This is a genomic window from Vibrio sp. CB1-5 (assembly GCF_059412285.1).
The window spans coordinates 1-18,226 of the sequence record NZ_JBJHPB010000009.1 but is presented as its reverse complement, the minus strand read 5'-3'; the positions used below and the strand labels follow the sequence as shown (position 1 = coordinate 18,226).

The window sequence follows — 18,226 nt, the reverse complement described above, 5'->3', positions numbered from 1 at the left end:
GATTGATATTCGCGAGGAAGAAGAACAAAATCCCATTAACATTTTTTTACACTCTTAGGTGAAGTGATGTCCGTCTATCAGACTTTATGCTTTCTGTCCGCAGCAGCTATGTTAATAGCCCTAATAAACAGCAAGATAGGTAAAATGCAAACCACCATCGCGATTACTGCCGGTGCTATGATGCTATCACTACTCATCTTAGTTGCAGGTCAAAACGATTGGTTCCACTTAACTGAACTGGCAACCGAGACCGTTGCTGATATCGATTTTGAAGATTTCCTACTTCAAGGGATCCTTGGCTTTCTATTGTTTGCCGGCGGTTTAGGCATCAAACTGCCCCACCTTAAAGATCAAAAATGGGAGATCACCGTTCTCGCCTTAGGTGCGACGCTATTTTCCACCTTCTTTATTGGCTTTGTGCTGTATGGTGTCTGTTTACTGATTGGCATTCAGTTTGATCTTATCTACTGCTTACTGTTTGGCGCACTGATCTCCCCTACCGACCCCATCGCCGTTCTTGCTATTGTTAAAAAACTCAATGCTCCTCAACGGGTTTCAACTCAAGTCGAGGGAGAGTCGCTATTCAACGACGGTTTTGGTCTTGTTATCTTTGTCACCCTATTTACCATTGCCTTTGGCAGTAAAGCACCCACACTTGGCAGCGTAACGGCTCTGTTCCTTCAAGAGGCCATTGGCGGCATTGTTTATGGTTTTGTACTCGGCTTAGTATTCCATTACCTCATCAGCTCCACAGACGATCATTCAATGGAGCTGCTACTGACTATTGGTATTCCAACCGCAGGCTACGCCTTTGCTGAGTTCCTGCATGTCTCTGGACCACTTTCAATGGTGGTGTCGGGTATTATGATCGGTAACTGGACACGCTACATCGGATTCTCAAAACAGTCAGAGGAGCACCTCGACCACTTCTGGGAACTTGTGGACGAATTCTTAAATGGCGTGCTGTTCCTACTCATCGGTATGTCGATGCTGCTATTCCAATTCCACCAAGAAGACTGGATTATGATGGCCGTCTCGGTACCGATGGTGCTTTGTGCGCGTTATTTGAGTGTGGCGCTGGCCTACGTGGGCTTTAAGCGCTATCGCCGCTATAACCCTTGGTCAGTGCGTATTTTAACGTGGGGTGGCTTACGTGGTGGTCTCGCAATTGCGATGGCACTGTCTATCCCATCCGGTATATGGGTAATCGAAGATAAGCTGATCGACGTGAAAGAGATCATCATGGTCATGACCTACTCCGTGGTGGTGTTCTCTATCCTGATCCAAGGCTCAACCATCACTCCTATGATTGAGAAGGCCAAATTAGCTGAGAAAGAGATGCAAAAAGAAGCGCAGCCTGAAGGCGAAATCAAAGCTCAGCAGGATTAGCAGCAAGTTGACTAAAAATAGCCTCGCATAACTTGCGGGGCTTTTTTATGACTTTGAAATCAGGTGCCGTAGAAACGAAAAAAGCCGTATCTTTCGATACGGCCTTTTTCTTAAAGTGGCTCCCCCTGCGGGACTCGAACCTGCGACATACGGATTAACAGTCCGCCGTTCTACCAACTGAACTAAGGGGGAATTATTTGTGCAAGCTAGGTCGTGAGACCATTATCAGCTTAACACCAAATAATGGTGCCTCGAGGCGGAGTCGAACCACCGACACGCGGATTTTCAATCCGCTGCTCTACCAACTGAGCTATCGAGGCAAATAAATGGTGCCGACTACCGGAATCGAACTGGTGACCTACTGATTACAAGTCAGTTGCTCTACCTACTGAGCTAAGTCGGCGACACTTTATTTGTTATTGCTCGTGCTTCTGTTAACAGCACCAACAATCTAAATTGTGGTGCCCGGAGGCGGAATCGAACCACCGACACGAGGATTTTCAATCCTCTGCTCTACCGACTGAGCTATCCGGGCAACGGGGCGCTATTAAACGGATTTTCGGTCCTCCCGTCAACGCTTTTTTGAAAAAAACTTTAAAAAAGCGTTCAAGCGCTGCATTTTTCAGCGAATCGTATTTGTTTTAGGCAAATTTGGCAAAATTAGCCTTTTCCAGCATTAAAATCTTTTTTGAATTTAGTTACTTTCTCCAAATAGCGACGAGCTTCTGCATTTGGGTGTTTCTTCGTCAGTGCCCAATACACCTGATTTGGCTGCAGTGAATTAAGATCATTCATCGCTCGCTTTCTATCTGTCCGATGGAAAGTGTTTAGCACGCCACCAGTACCACCGTTGTATGCGGAGATCATGCTGTATTCCAACGAAAGCGGATGACGTACAGCGCGAAGGTAACGATTTTTCAAGATATAGAAGTACGCGGTACCGGTATCAATGTTCTGCTCTGGATTGAACAGGTACTCTGGTGTTGGCTGCCCTGGCTTATTCTTCACAAGCTTAAATACATCTCGCCCTGCCGTCTTCGGTACCACCTGCATCAAGCCATAGGCATTCGCCCAGCTCACCGCATACGGATTGAAACTACTCTCAGTCTTGATGATCGCGTATATCAGGTCTTCAGGAATGTCGTAACGCTGAGAAGCACGACGAACGATATCCGAATACTGATAGCTGCGCTGCTTGAAGTGATCCGCCACCATAGGGATCTCAACGTAGTAGGCCTTCTTGTAATCCACATTCTTGGTTTTTAGCTTGTTGGCAATCAGGTAGTCAGCAAAACGACTCGCGCGCCATGTCCATTGAATAGGTTTTTTCTCTTGGTCAACAACCTGATTGTACAAAAACGGCTGACCTTCCAGTGTGATGCCCTTTGATGAGAATAAGTCAACGCTAGACGGATCGTCTGGCGTAAGCAACGTAGTCACAATCGCCGTTTTAAGGTGCTTTTCTGGTTCCGTTGGGGAAACGGTCTCTATGGTGATCAAACCCTTGCTAAAGTTAACCTCAGCGCGGCTCAAGTAGTTGTCTATGTATTTAACGTAGTTGCTCTTGCCCGCGACTTTAATTTCACGGCTCCCCCATCGCTTCTCGATGTTGCCATTAAAGCTACTGATGAGCGCATCGAGCGCGGCAACATCTTTGACATACTGACCAGGCAGTTGTGCCAAGTTCTTAGCAAAGCGGTTGGTTGGTTCGTAGTTCACATCGTAGATTTTTTCGATGAACTCACGACTACAACCGAGCAAAAGTAACGGCGTTAAAAAATAGATTAGCTTCTTCATAGATACCATTTAAAAACACCACCTGTAAGGTGGTGCTTGCTTCATTCCTTTGTCAATTACTCAGATGGCGGTGTATAGCCGTCGATAACGACATCTTTGCCTTCAAACAGAAAGCTCACCATCTCAGCTTCAAGCAGTTTACGATGTTCAGGATCCATCATATTCAGCTTCTTTTCATTGATCAGCATCGTCTGCTTAGATTGCCACTCTGCCCAAGCCTGTTTAGAAATGTTATCGAAGATACGTTTACCCAATTCACCTGGGTACAGTTGAAAGTCTAGGCCTTCAGCATCTTTCTGTAGACGAGCACAAAAAACCATACGGCTCATAATGTTATCCTCAATTAATATCGTTGTAAGGTGTCAATCAGCTGCTTCACTGGTGCAGCCAGCCCCACCTTTTCTGGTTGGGTAATGTTATACCAAAGACCTTTAGACTCTTCCATCATCATTGTCGGAAGCTGGTTCAGCGTCACGACGATTGGGGTGATATCCAAGTGATAATGACTAAAGGTATGTCTAAACGCTATCTCAACGTCTTTTGAGGCTACCATGGCTTCACGAATGCCTAACCCCTCGAGTACTGGCTCAATATCCGCTGTTGGGCTTTCAGGAAAACAAAACAGCCCTCCCCAAATCCCCGTCTGCGGGCGCTGAGCAAGCCAAAGCTCTTGGTTATACTTAACAATCACAAACCAGGTTTCCTTCTCTGGCTTCTGTTTTTTAGGCTTTTTACCGGGATACTCAAGCGGGTTACCCTGCTTATTCGCTACACAAAGTGACTCGATTGGGCATAGCGTGCATTTCGGCTTACTGCGCGTACACACCATGGCTCCCATATCCATCATAGCTTGGTTGTACTTATCTGTATCGATACCTGGCGTATGCTGCTCAGCAATTTCCCATAATTGATTTTCTACCTTCTTCTGACCAGGCCAACCGTCTATGGCAAAACTGCGAGCCAGCGTTCGCTTTACGTTGCCATCTAGAATTGCATGTGGAAGTTTATGAACCGAAGAAAGCACTGCGGCGGCGGTTGAGCGGCCAACGCCTGGCAGCGCATTCATCTCTTCTAAGGTTAATGGAAACTCCCCACCATATTGCTCCACAACCACTTTGGCGGCTTTATGTAGGTTACGAGCTCTCGCGTAATAGCCAAGCCCAGTCCAAAGGTGCAGCACCTCATCTTGCGGCGCGTTAGCCAAAGATTCGACCGTTGGGAAATGTTCTAGAAATCGCTCGTAGTATGGGATGACTGTCGCGACTTGGGTTTGTTGCAGCATGATCTCAGACAGCCAAACTTTATAAGCGGTTTTGTCTTGCTGCCACGGCAACTGCTTACGGCCAAATTTGTCGTACCAGTCTAATATTGAGCGTGCAAAAGGCGTCACAATGTTTCTCTTCTCTCTTATAATTTGCCAGAAATTGCACCACACTTAGTAACAGAAGTAAAACCGCGTGAATTTCTGATCCGATAATACTTGCTTGATGGCAAATTCTTTGGATAATTCCCGCTCTGATTATTGAATGAACAGGCTAAACCAATGAGTGAAGTGACTACTAACGAATACACTGAAGATGGCAAACTGATTCGCAAAGTTCGCAGTTTTGTTCGTCGCGAAGGACGTCTAACAAAAGGCCAAGAGGCGGCGATGGAAGCGTGCTGGCCAACGATGGGTATTGATTACCAAGAGTCACTACTCGACTGGGAACAGGTATTTGGCAACAACAACCCTGTTGTACTGGAAGTTGGTTTTGGCATGGGTGCGTCTTTGGTAGAGATGGCAAAGAATGCTCCAGAGAAAAACTTCATCGGTATTGAAGTGCACAGCCCAGGTGTTGGCGCTTGTCTATCTTCTGCGCGTGATGCAGGTGTTACGAACCTACGCGTAATGTGCCACGATGCAGTTGAAGTGTTTGCCAACATGATTCCAGAGAACAGCCTAAGCACAATGCAGCTATTCTTCCCAGACCCATGGCACAAGAAGCGTCACCACAAGCGCCGTATTGTTCAGCTAGACTTTGCAGAAATGGTAAGAACTAAACTGATCCCTGAATCTGGTATTTTCCATATGGCAACAGACTGGGAAAACTATGCCGAGCATATGGTTGAAGTGATGAACGAAGCACCTGGCTTTGAAAACATTGCTACCGATGGTGATTTCGTACCACGTCCTGAAGAGCGTCCACTGACGAAATTTGAAGCTCGTGGTCACCGTTTAGGTCACGGTGTTTGGGATATCAAGTACCGTCGCACTGCGTAAGCAAAACGCGAAAGTTTATTAATGAAAAGCCAACCCAACGTTGGCTTTTTTTAGCGCTAATGTTGGGAGAACAATAACCATGAAACCAACAAAACAGATCCTTTCTACCATCCTAAGCGAAGTAAAACCGCTAATTGGGCAAGGTAAAGTTGCCGATTACATCCCTGCGCTCGCCAATGTGCCCAACAACAAATTGGGTATTGCGGTTTACACTAATGAAGGTGAAGTCATCACGGCGGGTGATGCAGAAGAAAGCTTCTCTATTCAGTCGATTTCCAAAGCCCTGACTTTAACGCTTGCCATGATGCTCTATAAACCAGAGGAAATCTGGCAACGTGTAGGTAAAGAGCCATCAGGACAGGCATTTAACTCACTGATCCAGCTTGAAATGGAGCAAGGAATTCCTCGCAACCCGTTTATCAACGCTGGCGCCATTGTGGTTGCTGACTTACTACAAAGCCGCCTGTCAGCCCCTAGGCAGCGTCTGCTGGAGTTTGTGCGAGTGTTGTCCGGAGATAGTCATATTGTCTACGACAAGATTGTTGCTGCGTCTGAGATGATGCACAGCGATCGTAATGCCGCTATCGCCTACCTGATGCGCTCATTCGGTAACTTCAATAATGATGTTATCCCTGTGTTGAATAACTACTTTCACGCTTGCGCGCTTAAAATGAGCTGTGTCGACCTTGCTAAGACCTTTAGCTATCTTGCTAACCAAGGTCAGTCGGTCAACACCAATAAGCAGATCATCACACCAACACAAACCAAGCAGCTCAATGCACTGCTGGCGACTTGTGGGCTGTATGATGGCGCGGGCGAATTTGCCTATCGAGTCGGCATGCCGGGCAAGTCGGGTGTTGGCGGCGGGATCATCGCGATTGTGCCTGGGGAGATGACCATAGCCGTATGGTCACCTGAACTGGATAAATCCGGTAACTCACTCGCCGGCACTCGCGCTTTAGAAATGCTTTCTGAGCGAATCGGTCGCTCAATTTTCTGATTCCATTTCCAATGGTTTAAAACAAAAGAAGCTGGTTTCCACCAGCTTCGTTTTTATTTCAACGTATTAGGACGAGACATCTAGCAACCCGGCACTAGTAGCGCGCTGTACTGCCATCAAACAAGTGCTGCTGACTATAAAGCAGGTAATTAAGGCCATTTTCATACATGGCTTTGGTGCGTTTCGACTCACTACAGTCAAATGACTTCAAACTGATGCTATCGCGACCTACACGATAGCACGCCTCTTTTTGGCCAGTTTCTGCGTTAATTCGAACCATCTTGTTGTTAGCTAACCAGTAGAACTGGTTATTCACGGAAAAATCCGCCCCTTCTTTGTAGTTTTTCGCCAAGAGACTTTGTCCTGAGAACCAACCGACTTGCCCTCCTAACAGATCGACCACCGTTGGCGCGACATCTTTGTGAGAAGCTGCAAACGGTAAGGTGCCTGTCGGAATATCCATATTGATACCATGGATCAAAAATGGAATAGAAACATGTCTGAGATCGTTTTTTGCCCCCACCATAGTATGATCAGCCACCAGCACCAAGAGCGTTGGTCGCTTAGTTTGCGCTTTCAAACGCTCAACAAAACGCCCCAACGACTGATCAGCATGGTGCAATACGCTACGGCGCGTTTGTTCATCTGTTTCATCACCAAACACATAGTCAGACTCATTCGGCAGATAGCTATCGTGCGTAGTACCTGTGTTGATCGCAACAAATTGCGGCGCATCACTGGCGCTCGCCAACTTATCTAACGCGAAATCATAAATACCATCATCCATATAGCCCCAATAGTTTTGATCTTGCCCTTTATGGGGGTAGTCAAACTTACCGTAGGAATCGCTAAATCCTAGCGATTGAGCGAATGCACCGACCATGCCGTGACCACTGCCTTGAACAAAGGACGTTTCCCAGCCGCGCTCTTTTAGTAATTGCGGCAAACAGCGGTACGGCATGCTCTCTAGACGGGTTCCAGCCACACTTCCGCCAACCGGATTAGGCTGCGAGCACATGGTAGCAAAAACACCTTCTACGGTTCGAAAACCGTTGGAATAAAACGCCTCTGTCGATAACGATTTATCACGCAATGCATCAAAGTTCGGGGTGGCATTGACATCAGAGCCATAGCTTTGCATATCGTAGGCAGTCCAACTTTCTAATAGAACTAGTACGACGTCATGTTGCTTGAGTCGATTTACTCTCGTTTTCGGCTTAGGATTTACTTTCGTTTTGAGTGTGGCCATTTGCTGGTTACTTTGCTCTGGCGTCCAGCGATGACCAGACTTATCTTCACCTATTAGCGAGTAGTAAGTAATCGCATAAGGTGCATTCCAGGCAATACGAGCATGGTTAACATCGCCAATTTTATAGGCGTACATTGGGGTTTGTGGCTTATCACTGTAACCGCCACGTACCGTTGTAACCACAGCAAAAACAAAGACCAGTGCAATCGACGTAGATTGGTACCAACGTCGGCTAAAAATGATCTTTTGAGGAAATTTCCGTAGCAGCGCAGTAAAAGCCACTAACATGGCTACCGCGGCAACAATAAGACCTGAGAACTGAGTGACGACGGTTGATAAAAGCTCAAGCTCCATTCCCTTGCCTAAGTGCAAATCAACGGTTACATGACGGTTTGCTTGGCTGAGGTAAATCGTATCGCCCATGGTCGAAAAAATGATCCACGCACCACAAGCAAATAGCCAGATGTGAAACAAACCTTGATAGAAGCGCTTAAAGTAGGCCATTGGAGTAAGCAAAAGTAAGCTTAAGCCTGTCAGCAACATAGAGACCGTCAGGTCGAATTGCACGCCCCATACAACGGCTTTCAGAAATTCTAACCATGATGTGTCGGAATAGTTGATTTCATACCAACCAAGAAAAGTAACTTTAGAAATAACTGACAACAGTGCCAGCATCACGACAATTTTTACTAAAGAAAGGATCATATTGCGCCCAGTAATTTCAACAGGTTACTGCATCCTTACAGTAAAAAGTCTTCCTGGGCGCGAATTGTAGTCAAACTGTTACTTAAGCAGAAGTAAGTTACGGTAATGATTGGTCATCATTCCAGTTCAAATTGCTCTAATACGTCGTTGAGGAACAGCTTGCCTTTTTCGGTCACTATCCAGCTATCTCCAAGATCATCAATGTAGCCATGTTGAATACAGTGCGTCATTGGAGCTTCAATTACACTCATGCTTAGTCCAGTACGCTCGGTAAACTCAGCTTTAGGGCAAGCCTCCAAAAGGCGTAAGCGGTTGATAAAGAACTCAAACGGCCTATCATTGGCTTCGACTTCAATCTCAGAATCTAGGTAGGGCTTAAGCATATTGAGATAGCCTCTAGGGTGCTTAACTTTGGTGGTTCGCACGATACGACCATCTGAAAAACTCAACTTGCCGTGTGCACCGCAACCAATTCCGAGGTAGTCACCAAATCGCCAATAATTCAGATTATGCTGACATTGGTAGCCTGGCTTACTGTAGCCGGAGACTTCATACTGCTGGTAACCAGCCTCTTCAAGTATCTTATGGCCTTGCTCATAGATATCCCAGAGATCGTCATCATCTGGCAAGGTCGGCGGCTTTGAGTAGAACAAGGTGTTCGGTTCAATGGTTAGCTGATACCAAGAAAGATGCGGTGGCGCAAGATCAATGGCTTGCTGCAGATCACTAAGCGCATCCGTTACGGACTGCTCTGGAAGGCCGTGCATCAGATCTAAGTTAAAGCTGTTCAGACCTATAGTATGCGCCAGTTTGGCAGCATTAACAGCTTCACTCTCTCCATGAATACGCCCCAAACGTTCAAGCTTTTGTTGCTGGAAGCTCTGAACACCAATTGAAATACGAGTCACACCGCCAGTTTGATAGCGTTGGAACCTTGCCGCTTCGATAGTACCTGGATTGGCTTCCATGGTGATTTCAATATCATCACGAAATGGGATTCGCTGCCTTACACCATCCAACAGCTCCTCAATCAACTCAGGAGCAATTAAGCTTGGCGTACCACCACCAATGAAGATCGAGTGCAGTGAACGCTCATCGTCGGCAAGTTGATAACGAGCGATATCAGCATCCAGATCTTCTAGAAGCGCAGTGATATATGCCCGCTGAGGTATCTCTCCCTTTTGAGCGTGGGAGTTAAAGTCACAGTAAGGACACTTTTGCACACACCATGGGATATGAATGTACAAGCTAAGAGGCGGTGGAGTGATGGCAGAAAGAGTCGACATCGTTTATAGACCTTGAGCCTTGATCGTTGTGAAAAGCTCGTTGAGCGCTTTACCACGGTGAGAGAGCTGCTTTTTACGCACAGGCTCTAACTCTGCAGAAGCACAACCTTCCTCAGGGACAAAGAAGATAGGGTCGTAGCCGAAGCCATTTTCACCGGATGCTTCCGTTAATATTCGGCCTTCCCACTTACCATGACAAACCAGTGGCGTTGGATCGTTCTCATGACGCATCAATACCAGTACGCAGTGAAAACGCGCCGTTCTTTGCTCTTCTGGTACGCCTTGCATTTCAGTAAGTACTTTCTCTAAGTTAAGCTTATCCGTCGCGCCTTCACCATAATAGCGAGCAGAGTAAATGCCAGGGGCACCTTTCAGGTAATCAATCTCTAAACCAGAGTCATCAGCAATGGCAGCAAAACCTGTTTCTTTTGCGGCGTGTCTGGCTTTGATGATGGCGTTTTCAATAAACGTCGTTCCGGTCTCAGCGACTTCAGAAACGTTAAACTCACTTTGAGAGTGAACCTCAAAGCCAAAGTCTAACAGCAGGTCTGCCATCTCTTGGACTTTCCCTTGGTTACCGGTTGCTAGGACGATTTTTTTGTTCATGAGAGTGTCTCGGGGTTAAGGTTCAACATAAAGCTTTTGACTAAAAGAAACCGGGCCACGGCCTTTGTTTCCCGCATCGATATCAATCGTAAACTGGTACATTTCTTCGTTCACGATCGGAAATTGAGCGAGGTAGTATACCGCATCTCCCTCTTTAATTTGCTTAAACTCTAGCGTTTTCATTTGACCGATAAGGTTCTTGGCAACCCCTTTGATACCTACTTCCATCGCAGGTTTACCCGCGCTAGCACGATCAAGCACACTCACATTAACGGTTGCGATATGCTCGTTGCGTTTTAAGCCATAACTGCGAGCAATCTTTGGCGTCATAAACGTCGAGTTAAAGACAACATAATGCACTTCTGCATCTTTTATAGTTTTAAACTGGCCTGCGGCTGCAGCGCTGCTCATGAGTACAGCAAAGATGAATAACAACGACTTTTTCATCTGTTATCTCCTTGTAAAAAGCCCTCATAAGAGGGCTTGGAATTCCTGAGGTATTTGCGTAGGCGCAATTATCCTGACTTGTTTGTGGCGACCGAGCTCGCCTTTTTCTATCAGCACTTGGCTTTTCGCCACTTTAAATAGCTTGGCCAAGTATTTACTTAAGTGGGCATTGGCTTTGCCATCGATGGGAGGGGCAGTTATAGCAACTTTAAACTCATCACCATGTTCTCCTACCAACTTATCTCGGCTTGCCTTAGGTTGTACGTAAATACGCAAAACTAGGTCATCCACCACCAAAGTAGCGGCTGACATTATAGTCGGAACCAGATTGGACCGATAATATCGCCCATAAGCATATTGGCAAATTGCAGCACGATAAACAGCACCAACACGCTCAAATCAAACCCGCCCATAGCAGGGATAATACGGCGAATTGGCGCAAGCATTGGCTCAGTCAGTTGATGGAACACATACTCAATTGGGCTACGACCTTGGCTGACCCAGCTGAGAATAGCTCGAAGTAGCAGTACCCAGAATAGTAGTCCGCCAGCTGCTTTAAGTAGTGACAGCGCTCCCCAAATAAAGAAGCCCGCATCTAGGCTAATACCGCCACCAGAAGAGACCATCACTAGCGCAATAAATTTACCGACACTAAGCAGGTAGGCAAACAGCAACGTCGCCATATCGAGACTGCCGATCGATGGAATAACACGACGCAGTGGCGCGACCACTGGTTGCGTTGCCTTGACGATAAACTGAGAGAACGGATTATAGAAATCCGCTCGCGCAGCCTGCAGCCAAATACGTAAAAGAACGACCATGATGTAAAGATCAAACACGGTCGAAACTAAAAAACTCATTGAATTCATATAAAGCCCTTACGAATAATCATTAGTGGGATTAGAACAGTTTTTCCATTTCTTCTGCACGCGCCACTGCCGCCTGCATCGCTTTGGCTACAATGCCACGAATATCACTTTCTTCAAAGGTGCGTACCGCTTCTGCAGTCGTTCCACCTTTTGATGTCACTTGCTGACGCAGTGTCGCAAGATCGGTGTCTGGGTTGGCCGTTACCATAGTTGCAGCGCCTAACGCCGTTTGCTGAACCAACAAGCGCGCGGTTTCCTTATCAAAACCACTGGCTATTGCTTGCTGCTGAATCGCTTCCATAAACAAGAAAAAGTAAGCAGGTGCACTGCCAGCTGCTGCAATCACATCATTGATACCTGACTCTTGCTCAACCCAGCACACCTCGCCAACAGCTTGCATTAGGTCACCCGCAAACTGTTTATCGATTTTTGGCGTCAATGAAGAAGCCAAAAGACCACTCATGCCTTTGCCAACCAGTGATGGTGTGTTTGGCATCACGCGAATAAGGTTTAAATCACACGCGAACATCTGTTGCATTCTTGCAACGTTGATTCCTGCAGCAATCGAGATAACCAGCTTACTACTAAAATCAATAGCTTGAAGCGGTTTTGCTACCTCTTCCATTAATTGCGGTTTTACTGCCATAACGACAACATCAGCTTGCTGCACCGCAGCAACATTGTCAGTGGTTACCTGTACGCCATAGTCTTGTTGCAATGCCGTGAGTTTCGCTTCACTGCGGTTGGTGGCAATGATTTGACTTGGCTCGTATCCACTAGCAACTAGACCTGCAACTATCGAGCGCGTCATGTTGCCCGCTCCGATAAAGGCGACTTTTCTTTGTTCCATGAAACTAATCCTAAAATGAAAGCTAAGCTAGGTGCTGCCTAAGCTTTGTTACTGTAATCTCTTGCGCCGAATATTGCAGTGCCGATACGTACAATGGTACTGCCCGCTTCAATCGCCGCTTGCATATCTCCGCTCATTCCCATCGATAGTGTATCAACCTGCGGATAGCGCTTTGCCAGTGTATCTTTCACTTTTGCTAGAGCATTGAAAGCAACAAGCTGAGATTGATAGTCACCGACGTTTTCAGGGATGGACATCACTCCCCTTAACGTGAGGTTGGGAAGTTCAGATATCAACTGGGCAAGTTCAAACACCTGCTCATCATCTACACCAGACTTACTCGCTTCACCACTGGTATTTACCTGAATCAGCACCTGAAGCGGGGGCATATCTGCCGGTCTTTGATCGTTGAGACGCTGCGCAATTTTATCTCTATTGATGGTGTGCACCCAATCAAAGTGCTCAGCCACTGGTCGAGTCTTATTCGATTGAATAGGGCCAATAAAGTGCCACTCGATATCCAGATCTGAATACTGCTCTCTGAATAGCGCGACTTTAGCAACGCCCTCTTGCACATAGTTTTCACCAAACATGCGATGCCCAGCGTCGCAGGCTTCTAGAATCGCTGCCACAGGCTTGGTTTTGCTTACCGCGAGCAGTTGCACCTCACCTTGCACTCTCCCGCACTTTTGCTCTGTTGCCGCAATTTGCGAGTTAATAAGTTGTATATTGTTCTGAATGCTAGTCATAGATTTAAAGTCAAAAGGAAAATGAATGGATATCACCGAGTTACTAGACTTCAGTGTAAAGCATAATGCATCAGATCTACACCTTTCTGCTGGGGTTTCCCCCATGGTGCGTATCGATGGAGACGTGAGAAAACTGGGTATCCCGGCATTAGAGCATTCAGAAGTACATAAACTCATCTTTGACATCATGAATGACAAGCAGCGCAACGAATACCAAGAGAATTTAGAAGTCGACTTTTCGTTTGAACTTCCCAATATCGGCCGCTTTCGCGCCAATGCGTTTAATCAATCACGCGGCTGCTCAGCCGTGTTTCGAACCATCCCTACCGAGATACCGACACTCGACAGCATTGGTGCACCAAGTAAGTTCGCCGAGCTTGCCAACCTCGAGAATGGGCTAGTACTGGTAACAGGGCCAACCGGCTCTGGTAAATCCACCACGCTAGCGGCCATGGTCAATCACATCAATGAGCATCAAAACAAGCACATCTTGACCATTGAAGATCCGATCGAGTTTATTCACTGCAATAAGAAATGCCTGGTTAATCAACGTGAAGTACACCGGGATACTCATAGCTTTAAATCCGCGCTTCGCTCTGCACTGAGGGAGGACCCAGATATTATCCTTGTCGGTGAGCTTCGCGACCAAGAAACCATTAGCCTTGCGTTAACGGCGGCTGAAACTGGGCATTTAGTGTTTGCCACTATGCACACTAACTCTGCGGCGAAGTCTGTAGATAGGATTGTGGATGTGTTTGCTGGCCAAGATAAAGACATGGTTCGCTCTATGCTCTCTGAGTCATTGCGCGCCGTCATTGCACAAACACTCCTTAAGCGCCTGGGGGGTGGCCGAGTTGCGTGTCATGAAATCATGGTTGGTACCCCAGCGATACGTAACCTCATCAGAGAAGACAAGGTGGCTCAAATGTTTTCGGTTATCCAGACTGGTGCCGCGAATGGAATGCAAACCATGGAACAGCACGCAAGGCTGCTTCTTTCTCAAGGCCTAATTGATATCGAAGAGGTCAGTAAGAAAGTGGTTCAAAATGACAACCTGTTCCAGTAAGGAGGCAACATGTTAATCATTGATGACGTTCTAAATCACATGCTAGAGCTGAAAGCCTCGGATCTCTACCTGACGGTGGGAGCACCTGTTCTATATCGCGTCGATGGCGAGCTAAAGTCTAAGGGAGAAACACTTACCAAGCAGGAGATTCTCGAGTTATTAAACGCTGTTATGGATAGCAACCTTCGGCAAGATTATCTAGCGACTAAAGAGGCAAACTTCGCGATCGTAAAAGCGATTGGCCGCTTTCGCGTCAGTGCCTTTTTTCAGCGAGAACTCCCTGCCGCGGTAATACGCCGCATCGAAACCCAAATACCTAGCTTTGAAGAGCTAGCACTACCGGACGTTCTGCAAGACTTAGCAATCGCCAAACGTGGGCTAGTGCTTGTAGTTGGCGCAACCGGATCTGGAAAATCAACCACGATGGCAGCGATGACGGGGTATCGCAACCGCAATCGAAGTGGGCATATCTTAACGGTGGAAGATCCGATTGAGTTTGTGCATGAACATCAAAAATGCATTGTTACTCAAAGAGAGGTGGGGTTAGATACAGAAAGCTACGACGTTGCCTTAAAAAACTCGCTTAGACAAGCTCCCGACATGATCCTTATCGGTGAAATTCGTACCCGTGCGACCATGGAATATGCGATGGCATTCGCCGAAACAGGCCACCTTTGTATGGCGACTTTGCATGCCAATAACGCCAACCAAGCATTAGAAAGAATACTTCATCTCGTACCCAAAGAGCGCAAAGAGCAGTTTCTGTTTGATCTCTCGACCAACTTAAGGGGCATTGTTGCCCAGCAACTCATACGTGACAAAAACGGTCGCGGTAGACACGGGGTCTTTGAAGTTTTACTGAACAGTCCTAGAGTGGCAGAGCTCATACGCAAGGGAGATCTCCACGAAATCAAAACAGCGATGAGTAAAAGCAAGGAAGTCGGAATGCAAACCTTCGACCAAGCCCTATATGACCTTGTTCTGGAGAATAAAATCAATCAAAGCGATGCTATGCATAGTGCAGATTCACCAAACGACTTAAGACTGATGCTAAAGCTTCAAGAGAGCGAGTCTAAACAACAGAGCAGATTGAGTGGTATTAAGATAGATATGAGTTGAGTTTGGGGATATTAAATGCAAAAAGACCGCATCTTTCGATGCGGTCTTTTTTAAAGTGGCTCCCCCTGCGGGACTCGAACCTGCGACATACGGATTAACAGTCCGCCGTTCTACCAACTGAACTAAGGGGGAATTGCTTTTCGCAATAAAGTGGTGCCGACTACCGGAATCGAACTGGTGACCTACTGATTACAAGTCAGTTGCTCTACCTACTGAGCTAAGTCGGCACTTAAAGCAAGCTTGCGCTTACTTTTAAAAGTGGCTCCCCCTGCGGGACTCGAACCTGCGACATACGGATTAACAGTCCGCCGTTCTACCAACTGAACTAAGGGGGAATTACTTTACGTAAATAAATGGTGCCGACTACCGGAATCGAACTGGTGACCTACTGATTACAAGTCAGTTGCTCTACCTACTGAGCTAAGTCGGCGACACTTTATTTTGTTATTGCTCGTACTAATTGTCTTAGCACCAACAACCTAAATTGTGGTGCCCGGAGGCGGAATCGAACCACCGACACGAGGATTTTCAATCCTCTGCTCTACCGACTGAGCTATCCGGGCGACGAGGTGTATTAAACGGTTTTTCGGCCTTTAGGTCAACACTAAATTGCAAAAAAAATATCGTTTGTTGCTTTTATATACTTAGCGTTCTATTTTTATTCGTTTGGTGCTCAAAAACAAGCCCTAGCAGTGGATCAGACAATTGTAGACCACGTTATTACTGGACTTGAGACAGTTCCCAAGCACCAAAAAAGTATCAATTTTAACGCCTACAGCCAACCGTATTTTGTGTTAAGTCACTTCAAAACGAGCGACTTTCGCACTTAGATCTTCAGAAAGCTGGTTTAATGTTTGGGTTGCGCGCTTAGTTTCGTCGACAACACCTCTTAATTCGCTACCACTGTGCTCAATCATATTGATGCGTTGGGAGATATCATCACTCACTTCTGTTTGCTCAGCGGCCGCTGTCGCGATCTGTTGGCTTTTCTCGGTAATGGCTTCAAGGCTCACTACGACTTCTTGAAGTGCGCGAGAGGCAGTTTGAGACTCAGAAACCGTTGCCTGGCTCGTTTCAGCACAAAGTAGAATACTTTGAATCGCGTTTTGAGAGCCAGATTGTAAGTTACCGATCATCTCTTGGATCTCTTTGGTACTTTGTTGAGTGCGACCTGCTAGGTTACGCACTTCATCAGCAACTACTGCAAAACCTCTTCCTTGTTCGCCTGCACGTGCCGCTTCAATGGCTGCATTCAATGCGAGAAGGTTGGTCTGCTCTGCAATATCACCAATAACATCGAGAACGCGCGCGATATTGTGAACATCGCTGTCGAGTTCAGATACCGCGGTGCTAGCACCCTCCAACTGTGTAGCCAGGCCTTCAATGTTCGATACTGTCGCGAGAATAAGCTGACTCACTTGTTGGCTCTGTTTATCTGCTTCATCCGTACTCCGCGCCGCATCAGTGGCCGATTGAGCTACATGAGAAGCAGAGGATGCCATCTCCGTCATGGCCGTAGCGATCATCTCTGTGCTTTGCTGCTGAGTAGATGTTAGCGACGCGATAACCGAAGAGCGAGAATCAGCGTCTGAGAGCTGTGACATAATAGAAGCGGTTACCTTCTCGATGCTAGACAGCAATGAAGCAAGTGAGAGGTTCATGGTCTGCACTGAATGATAAATACTGCCTTCTATTGCTTTGTGCTCAAAGTTTGTCTTTAGCTTGCCATCAGCAACGTCGCGGACGGCTTTAAGCACATCAGAAGGCTCGCCACCCAGGATAGAAGTCATTCTATTTAAGGAAGTTAGCAGAAGACCGACTATAGCGACGATAATGATCAAACAGAATGACAGTTGCCACTTAGCAGTGGACCAGAAACGTTCATTAACTTCATTAAAACCAATCCCAGTACCTACAACCCAGTTCCAATGAGGAGTTCGTTCAGCAATAGACAACTTGTCCTCTACTGAGCCATCTGGGAGCGCTTGAGACCAATGATACTCAATGAGAGAGCCTGTCGTATTGCCCAGCTTACTCAGAATAATATCAGCGACGCTACGACCACTACTGTCTTTGAAATCGTGGAAGCTTGTACCGTGAAGTTGAGGATCCAATGGTGCTGCAATAAAAATCATCTGATCATCGGCAACATACACATACTCATTGTCCTTATAGACATTGTTCCTAAGTATACGTGTAGCAATTGCTTTAGCCTCTGGTTCGGAGAGCGTACCTTCTATTGCCAACTTTTCTAGTTCCGCGATCGTTGAATAAGTACTCGTGAAAATCTCGGTCACTCGAGATTTATTGTCACTGTCGCTAGCGACTCGTAGTGACCAAAGGCCTGATATCGCAACAGCGACTACGGCAACAAGGATAATTAGAGATAATAAATATGTCTGATTTTTTAACTTCATTTTTCTGCTCAGATACTGATAACGTACGAAATGTTGCATTGTAATGAAGAATACATGACAACGTTATCATTAAAAGCGACGATATCGAAAACTATGATGGTGATTAAATTTGCGAAATAAATTAAGTATCTTCTTAAAGATCTGAGTCAAATGGTCGGTACCGAAGAATGCAGAGTAACGCGTTGAAAGAGCTGAATCGTACAACGAACGGGAGATGTGGCTATGGTATGACATGAAGAAAGAATAAAAGTTATTCTATCACCTAGCCTATATTTCAAAGTCATGTGAGGGCTAGTTAAATGGTTGGCTAGAATCGAGCGTAGTCAGCGTAGTATATCTCAGATAGCAAAAAACCCGATGCTTTCGCATCGGGTTCTCTAATAAGTGGCGGAGTGGACGGGACTCGAACCCGCG

Annotated in this window: 17 protein-coding genes and 9 tRNA genes; 5 read left to right on the top strand and 21 right to left on the bottom strand. The window is 46.4% G+C overall.

The window, feature by feature from the left end; all coding sequences use genetic code 11:
• Nucleotides 1–66 precede the first annotated feature (66 nt).
• On the top strand, nt 67–1,389 hold the full coding sequence (locus tag ACJB0T_RS08750) for a cation:proton antiporter (protein WP_479288687.1): 1,323 nt from the start codon (nt 67–69) through the stop codon (nt 1,387–1,389).
• A gap of 116 nt (nt 1,390–1,505) precedes the next feature.
• Here the strand turns inward: ACJB0T_RS08750 and ACJB0T_RS08745 are convergent.
• The 7 genes from ACJB0T_RS08745 to mutY form a co-directional block, all read right to left on the bottom strand.
• Nucleotides 1,506–1,581, bottom strand: a tRNA-Asn gene (locus tag ACJB0T_RS08745).
• Nucleotides 1,582–1,633: 52 nt separating this feature from the next.
• Nucleotides 1,634–1,709, bottom strand: a tRNA-Phe gene (locus ACJB0T_RS08740).
• Between the two features lie 7 nt (nt 1,710–1,716).
• Nucleotides 1,717–1,792 (bottom strand) — tRNA-Thr (locus ACJB0T_RS08735).
• 56 nt (nt 1,793–1,848) lie between these two features.
• Nucleotides 1,849–1,924: transfer RNA gene (locus tag ACJB0T_RS08730), tRNA-Phe, on the bottom strand.
• A gap of 125 nt (nt 1,925–2,049) precedes the next feature.
• Nucleotides 2,050–3,186, bottom strand: coding sequence for a membrane-bound lytic murein transglycosylase MltC (gene mltC / locus ACJB0T_RS08725; protein ID WP_479288686.1), 1,137 nt, complete (start codon nt 3,184–3,186; stop codon nt 2,050–2,052).
• 56 nt (nt 3,187–3,242) lie between these two features.
• A complete protein-coding gene (locus ACJB0T_RS08720; protein WP_112459442.1) occupies nt 3,243–3,515 on the bottom strand; it encodes an oxidative damage protection protein in 273 nt (90 codons plus the stop codon).
• A 14-nt stretch (nt 3,516–3,529) separates the two neighbouring features.
• Entirely contained in the window at nt 3,530–4,576 is a 1,047-nt protein-coding gene (gene mutY, locus ACJB0T_RS08715; RefSeq protein ID WP_479288685.1) for an A/G-specific adenine glycosylase, read from the bottom strand.
• A 153-nt stretch (nt 4,577–4,729) separates the two neighbouring features.
• On the opposite strand from mutY, the gene trmB reads away from it, so the two are divergent.
• Together trmB and glsB are read left to right on the top strand one after the other, a co-directional pair.
• Nucleotides 4,730–5,449 carry a tRNA (guanosine(46)-N7)-methyltransferase TrmB gene (trmB, locus tag ACJB0T_RS08710; RefSeq protein ID WP_479288684.1) on the top strand — a complete coding sequence of 240 codons (720 nt, stop codon included), beginning with the start codon at nt 4,730–4,732 and terminating at the stop codon, nt 5,447–5,449.
• Nucleotides 5,450–5,528: 79 nt separating this feature from the next.
• Nucleotides 5,529–6,449, top strand: a complete 921-nt coding sequence (glsB, locus tag ACJB0T_RS08705) for a glutaminase B (protein ID WP_479288683.1) — start codon at nt 5,529–5,531, stop codon at nt 6,447–6,449.
• A 94-nt stretch (nt 6,450–6,543) separates the two neighbouring features.
• On the opposite strand, the gene ACJB0T_RS08700 is transcribed toward glsB, so the two are convergent.
• The 8 genes from ACJB0T_RS08700 to ACJB0T_RS08665 all read right to left on the bottom strand — a co-directional run bounded on the left by ACJB0T_RS08700 (nt 6,544) and on the right by ACJB0T_RS08665 (nt 13,210).
• Nucleotides 6,544–8,403: an LTA synthase family protein gene (locus ACJB0T_RS08700; RefSeq protein ID WP_479288682.1), complete on the bottom strand. Its 1,860-nt coding sequence runs from the start codon at nt 8,401–8,403 to the stop codon at nt 6,544–6,546.
• 116 nt (nt 8,404–8,519) lie between these two features.
• The gene (gene hemW, locus ACJB0T_RS08695; RefSeq protein ID WP_479288681.1) at nt 8,520–9,689 is read right to left on the bottom strand and encodes a radical SAM family heme chaperone HemW; all 1,170 of its coding nucleotides are present in this window, start codon (nt 9,687–9,689) and stop codon (nt 8,520–8,522) included.
• 3 nt (nt 9,690–9,692) lie between these two features.
• Nucleotides 9,693–10,295, bottom strand: coding sequence for an XTP/dITP diphosphatase (locus ACJB0T_RS08690; protein ID WP_479288680.1), 603 nt, complete (start codon nt 10,293–10,295; stop codon nt 9,693–9,695).
• A gap of 15 nt (nt 10,296–10,310) precedes the next feature.
• The gene (locus ACJB0T_RS08685; protein WP_042501032.1) at nt 10,311–10,742 is read right to left on the bottom strand and encodes a DUF4426 domain-containing protein; all 432 of its coding nucleotides are present in this window, start codon (nt 10,740–10,742) and stop codon (nt 10,311–10,313) included.
• A 24-nt stretch (nt 10,743–10,766) separates the two neighbouring features.
• Nucleotides 10,767–11,054 (bottom strand): DUF167 family protein YggU, encoded by a 288-nt coding sequence (gene yggU, locus ACJB0T_RS08680; protein WP_479288679.1) that lies wholly within the window; start codon nt 11,052–11,054, stop codon nt 10,767–10,769.
• Nucleotides 11,054–11,611, bottom strand: coding sequence for a YggT family protein (locus tag ACJB0T_RS08675; protein ID WP_479288678.1), 558 nt, complete (start codon nt 11,609–11,611; stop codon nt 11,054–11,056). Before ACJB0T_RS08675 ends, yggU begins: the two co-directional genes overlap by 1 nt.
• A gap of 31 nt (nt 11,612–11,642) precedes the next feature.
• Complete coding sequence (gene proC / locus ACJB0T_RS08670) at nt 11,643–12,461, bottom strand: pyrroline-5-carboxylate reductase (RefSeq protein WP_479288677.1); 819 nt, start codon at nt 12,459–12,461, stop codon at nt 11,643–11,645.
• Nucleotides 12,462–12,499: 38 nt separating this feature from the next.
• Nucleotides 12,500–13,210, bottom strand: a complete 711-nt coding sequence (locus tag ACJB0T_RS08665) for a YggS family pyridoxal phosphate-dependent enzyme (protein WP_479288676.1) — start codon at nt 13,208–13,210, stop codon at nt 12,500–12,502.
• Nucleotides 13,211–13,235: 25 nt separating this feature from the next.
• Here ACJB0T_RS08665 and ACJB0T_RS08660 point away from each other — a divergent pair, with 25 nt between their 5' ends.
• Both ACJB0T_RS08660 and ACJB0T_RS08655 read left to right on the top strand, forming a co-directional pair.
• A complete protein-coding gene (locus ACJB0T_RS08660) occupies nt 13,236–14,276 on the top strand; it encodes a type IV pilus twitching motility protein PilT (RefSeq protein ID WP_479288675.1) in 1,041 nt (346 codons plus the stop codon).
• Between the two features lie 9 nt (nt 14,277–14,285).
• Complete coding sequence (locus ACJB0T_RS08655) at nt 14,286–15,395, top strand: PilT/PilU family type 4a pilus ATPase (RefSeq protein WP_479288674.1); 1,110 nt, start codon at nt 14,286–14,288, stop codon at nt 15,393–15,395.
• Nucleotides 15,396–15,451: 56 nt separating this feature from the next.
• Here the strand turns inward: ACJB0T_RS08655 and ACJB0T_RS08650 are convergent.
• The 6 genes from ACJB0T_RS08650 to ACJB0T_RS08625 all read right to left on the bottom strand — a co-directional run bounded on the left by ACJB0T_RS08650 (nt 15,452) and on the right by ACJB0T_RS08625 (nt 17,812).
• Nucleotides 15,452–15,527, bottom strand: a tRNA-Asn gene (locus tag ACJB0T_RS08650).
• Between the two features lie 19 nt (nt 15,528–15,546).
• A tRNA-Thr gene (locus ACJB0T_RS08645) sits at nt 15,547–15,622 on the bottom strand.
• Between the two features lie 32 nt (nt 15,623–15,654).
• A tRNA-Asn gene (locus ACJB0T_RS08640) sits at nt 15,655–15,730 on the bottom strand.
• Nucleotides 15,731–15,749: 19 nt separating this feature from the next.
• A tRNA-Thr gene (locus ACJB0T_RS08635) sits at nt 15,750–15,825 on the bottom strand.
• 57 nt (nt 15,826–15,882) lie between these two features.
• Nucleotides 15,883–15,958 (bottom strand) — tRNA-Phe (locus ACJB0T_RS08630).
• A gap of 231 nt (nt 15,959–16,189) precedes the next feature.
• On the bottom strand, nt 16,190–17,812 hold the full coding sequence (locus ACJB0T_RS08625) for a methyl-accepting chemotaxis protein (protein ID WP_479288673.1): 1,623 nt from the start codon (nt 17,810–17,812) through the stop codon (nt 16,190–16,192).
• Nucleotides 17,813–18,226: the final 414 nt, after the last annotated feature.

Bases quoted from the DNA above. Each gene is read 5' to 3' on its own strand.
- ACJB0T_RS08750 (WP_479288687.1), top strand. From the start codon at position 67: ATGTCCGTCTATCAGACTTTATGCTTTCTGTCCGCAGCAGCTATGTTA.
- mltC (WP_479288686.1), bottom strand. From the start codon at position 3,186: ATGAAGAAGCTAATCTATTTTTTAACGCCGTTACTTTTGCTCGGTTGT.
- ACJB0T_RS08720 (WP_112459442.1), bottom strand. From the start codon at position 3,515: ATGAGCCGTATGGTTTTTTGTGCTCGTCTACAGAAAGATGCTGAAGGC.
- trmB (WP_479288684.1), top strand. From the start codon at position 4,730: ATGAGTGAAGTGACTACTAACGAATACACTGAAGATGGCAAACTGATT.
- glsB (WP_479288683.1), top strand. From the start codon at position 5,529: ATGAAACCAACAAAACAGATCCTTTCTACCATCCTAAGCGAAGTAAAA.
- ACJB0T_RS08700 (WP_479288682.1), bottom strand. From the start codon at position 8,403: ATGATCCTTTCTTTAGTAAAAATTGTCGTGATGCTGGCACTGTTGTCA.
- hemW (WP_479288681.1), bottom strand. From the start codon at position 9,689: ATGTCGACTCTTTCTGCCATCACTCCACCGCCTCTTAGCTTGTACATT.
- ACJB0T_RS08690 (WP_479288680.1), bottom strand. From the start codon at position 10,295: ATGAACAAAAAAATCGTCCTAGCAACCGGTAACCAAGGGAAAGTCCAA.
- ACJB0T_RS08685 (WP_042501032.1), bottom strand. From the start codon at position 10,742: ATGAAAAAGTCGTTGTTATTCATCTTTGCTGTACTCATGAGCAGCGCT.
- yggU (WP_479288679.1), bottom strand. From the start codon at position 11,054: ATGTCAGCCGCTACTTTGGTGGTGGATGACCTAGTTTTGCGTATTTAC.
- ACJB0T_RS08675 (WP_479288678.1), bottom strand. From the start codon at position 11,611: ATGAATTCAATGAGTTTTTTAGTTTCGACCGTGTTTGATCTTTACATC.
- proC (WP_479288677.1), bottom strand. From the start codon at position 12,461: ATGGAACAAAGAAAAGTCGCCTTTATCGGAGCGGGCAACATGACGCGC.
- ACJB0T_RS08665 (WP_479288676.1), bottom strand. From the start codon at position 13,210: ATGACTAGCATTCAGAACAATATACAACTTATTAACTCGCAAATTGCG.
- ACJB0T_RS08660 (WP_479288675.1), top strand. From the start codon at position 13,236: ATGGATATCACCGAGTTACTAGACTTCAGTGTAAAGCATAATGCATCA.
- ACJB0T_RS08655 (WP_479288674.1), top strand. From the start codon at position 14,286: ATGTTAATCATTGATGACGTTCTAAATCACATGCTAGAGCTGAAAGCC.
- ACJB0T_RS08625 (WP_479288673.1), bottom strand. From the start codon at position 17,812: ATGAAGTTAAAAAATCAGACATATTTATTATCTCTAATTATCCTTGTT.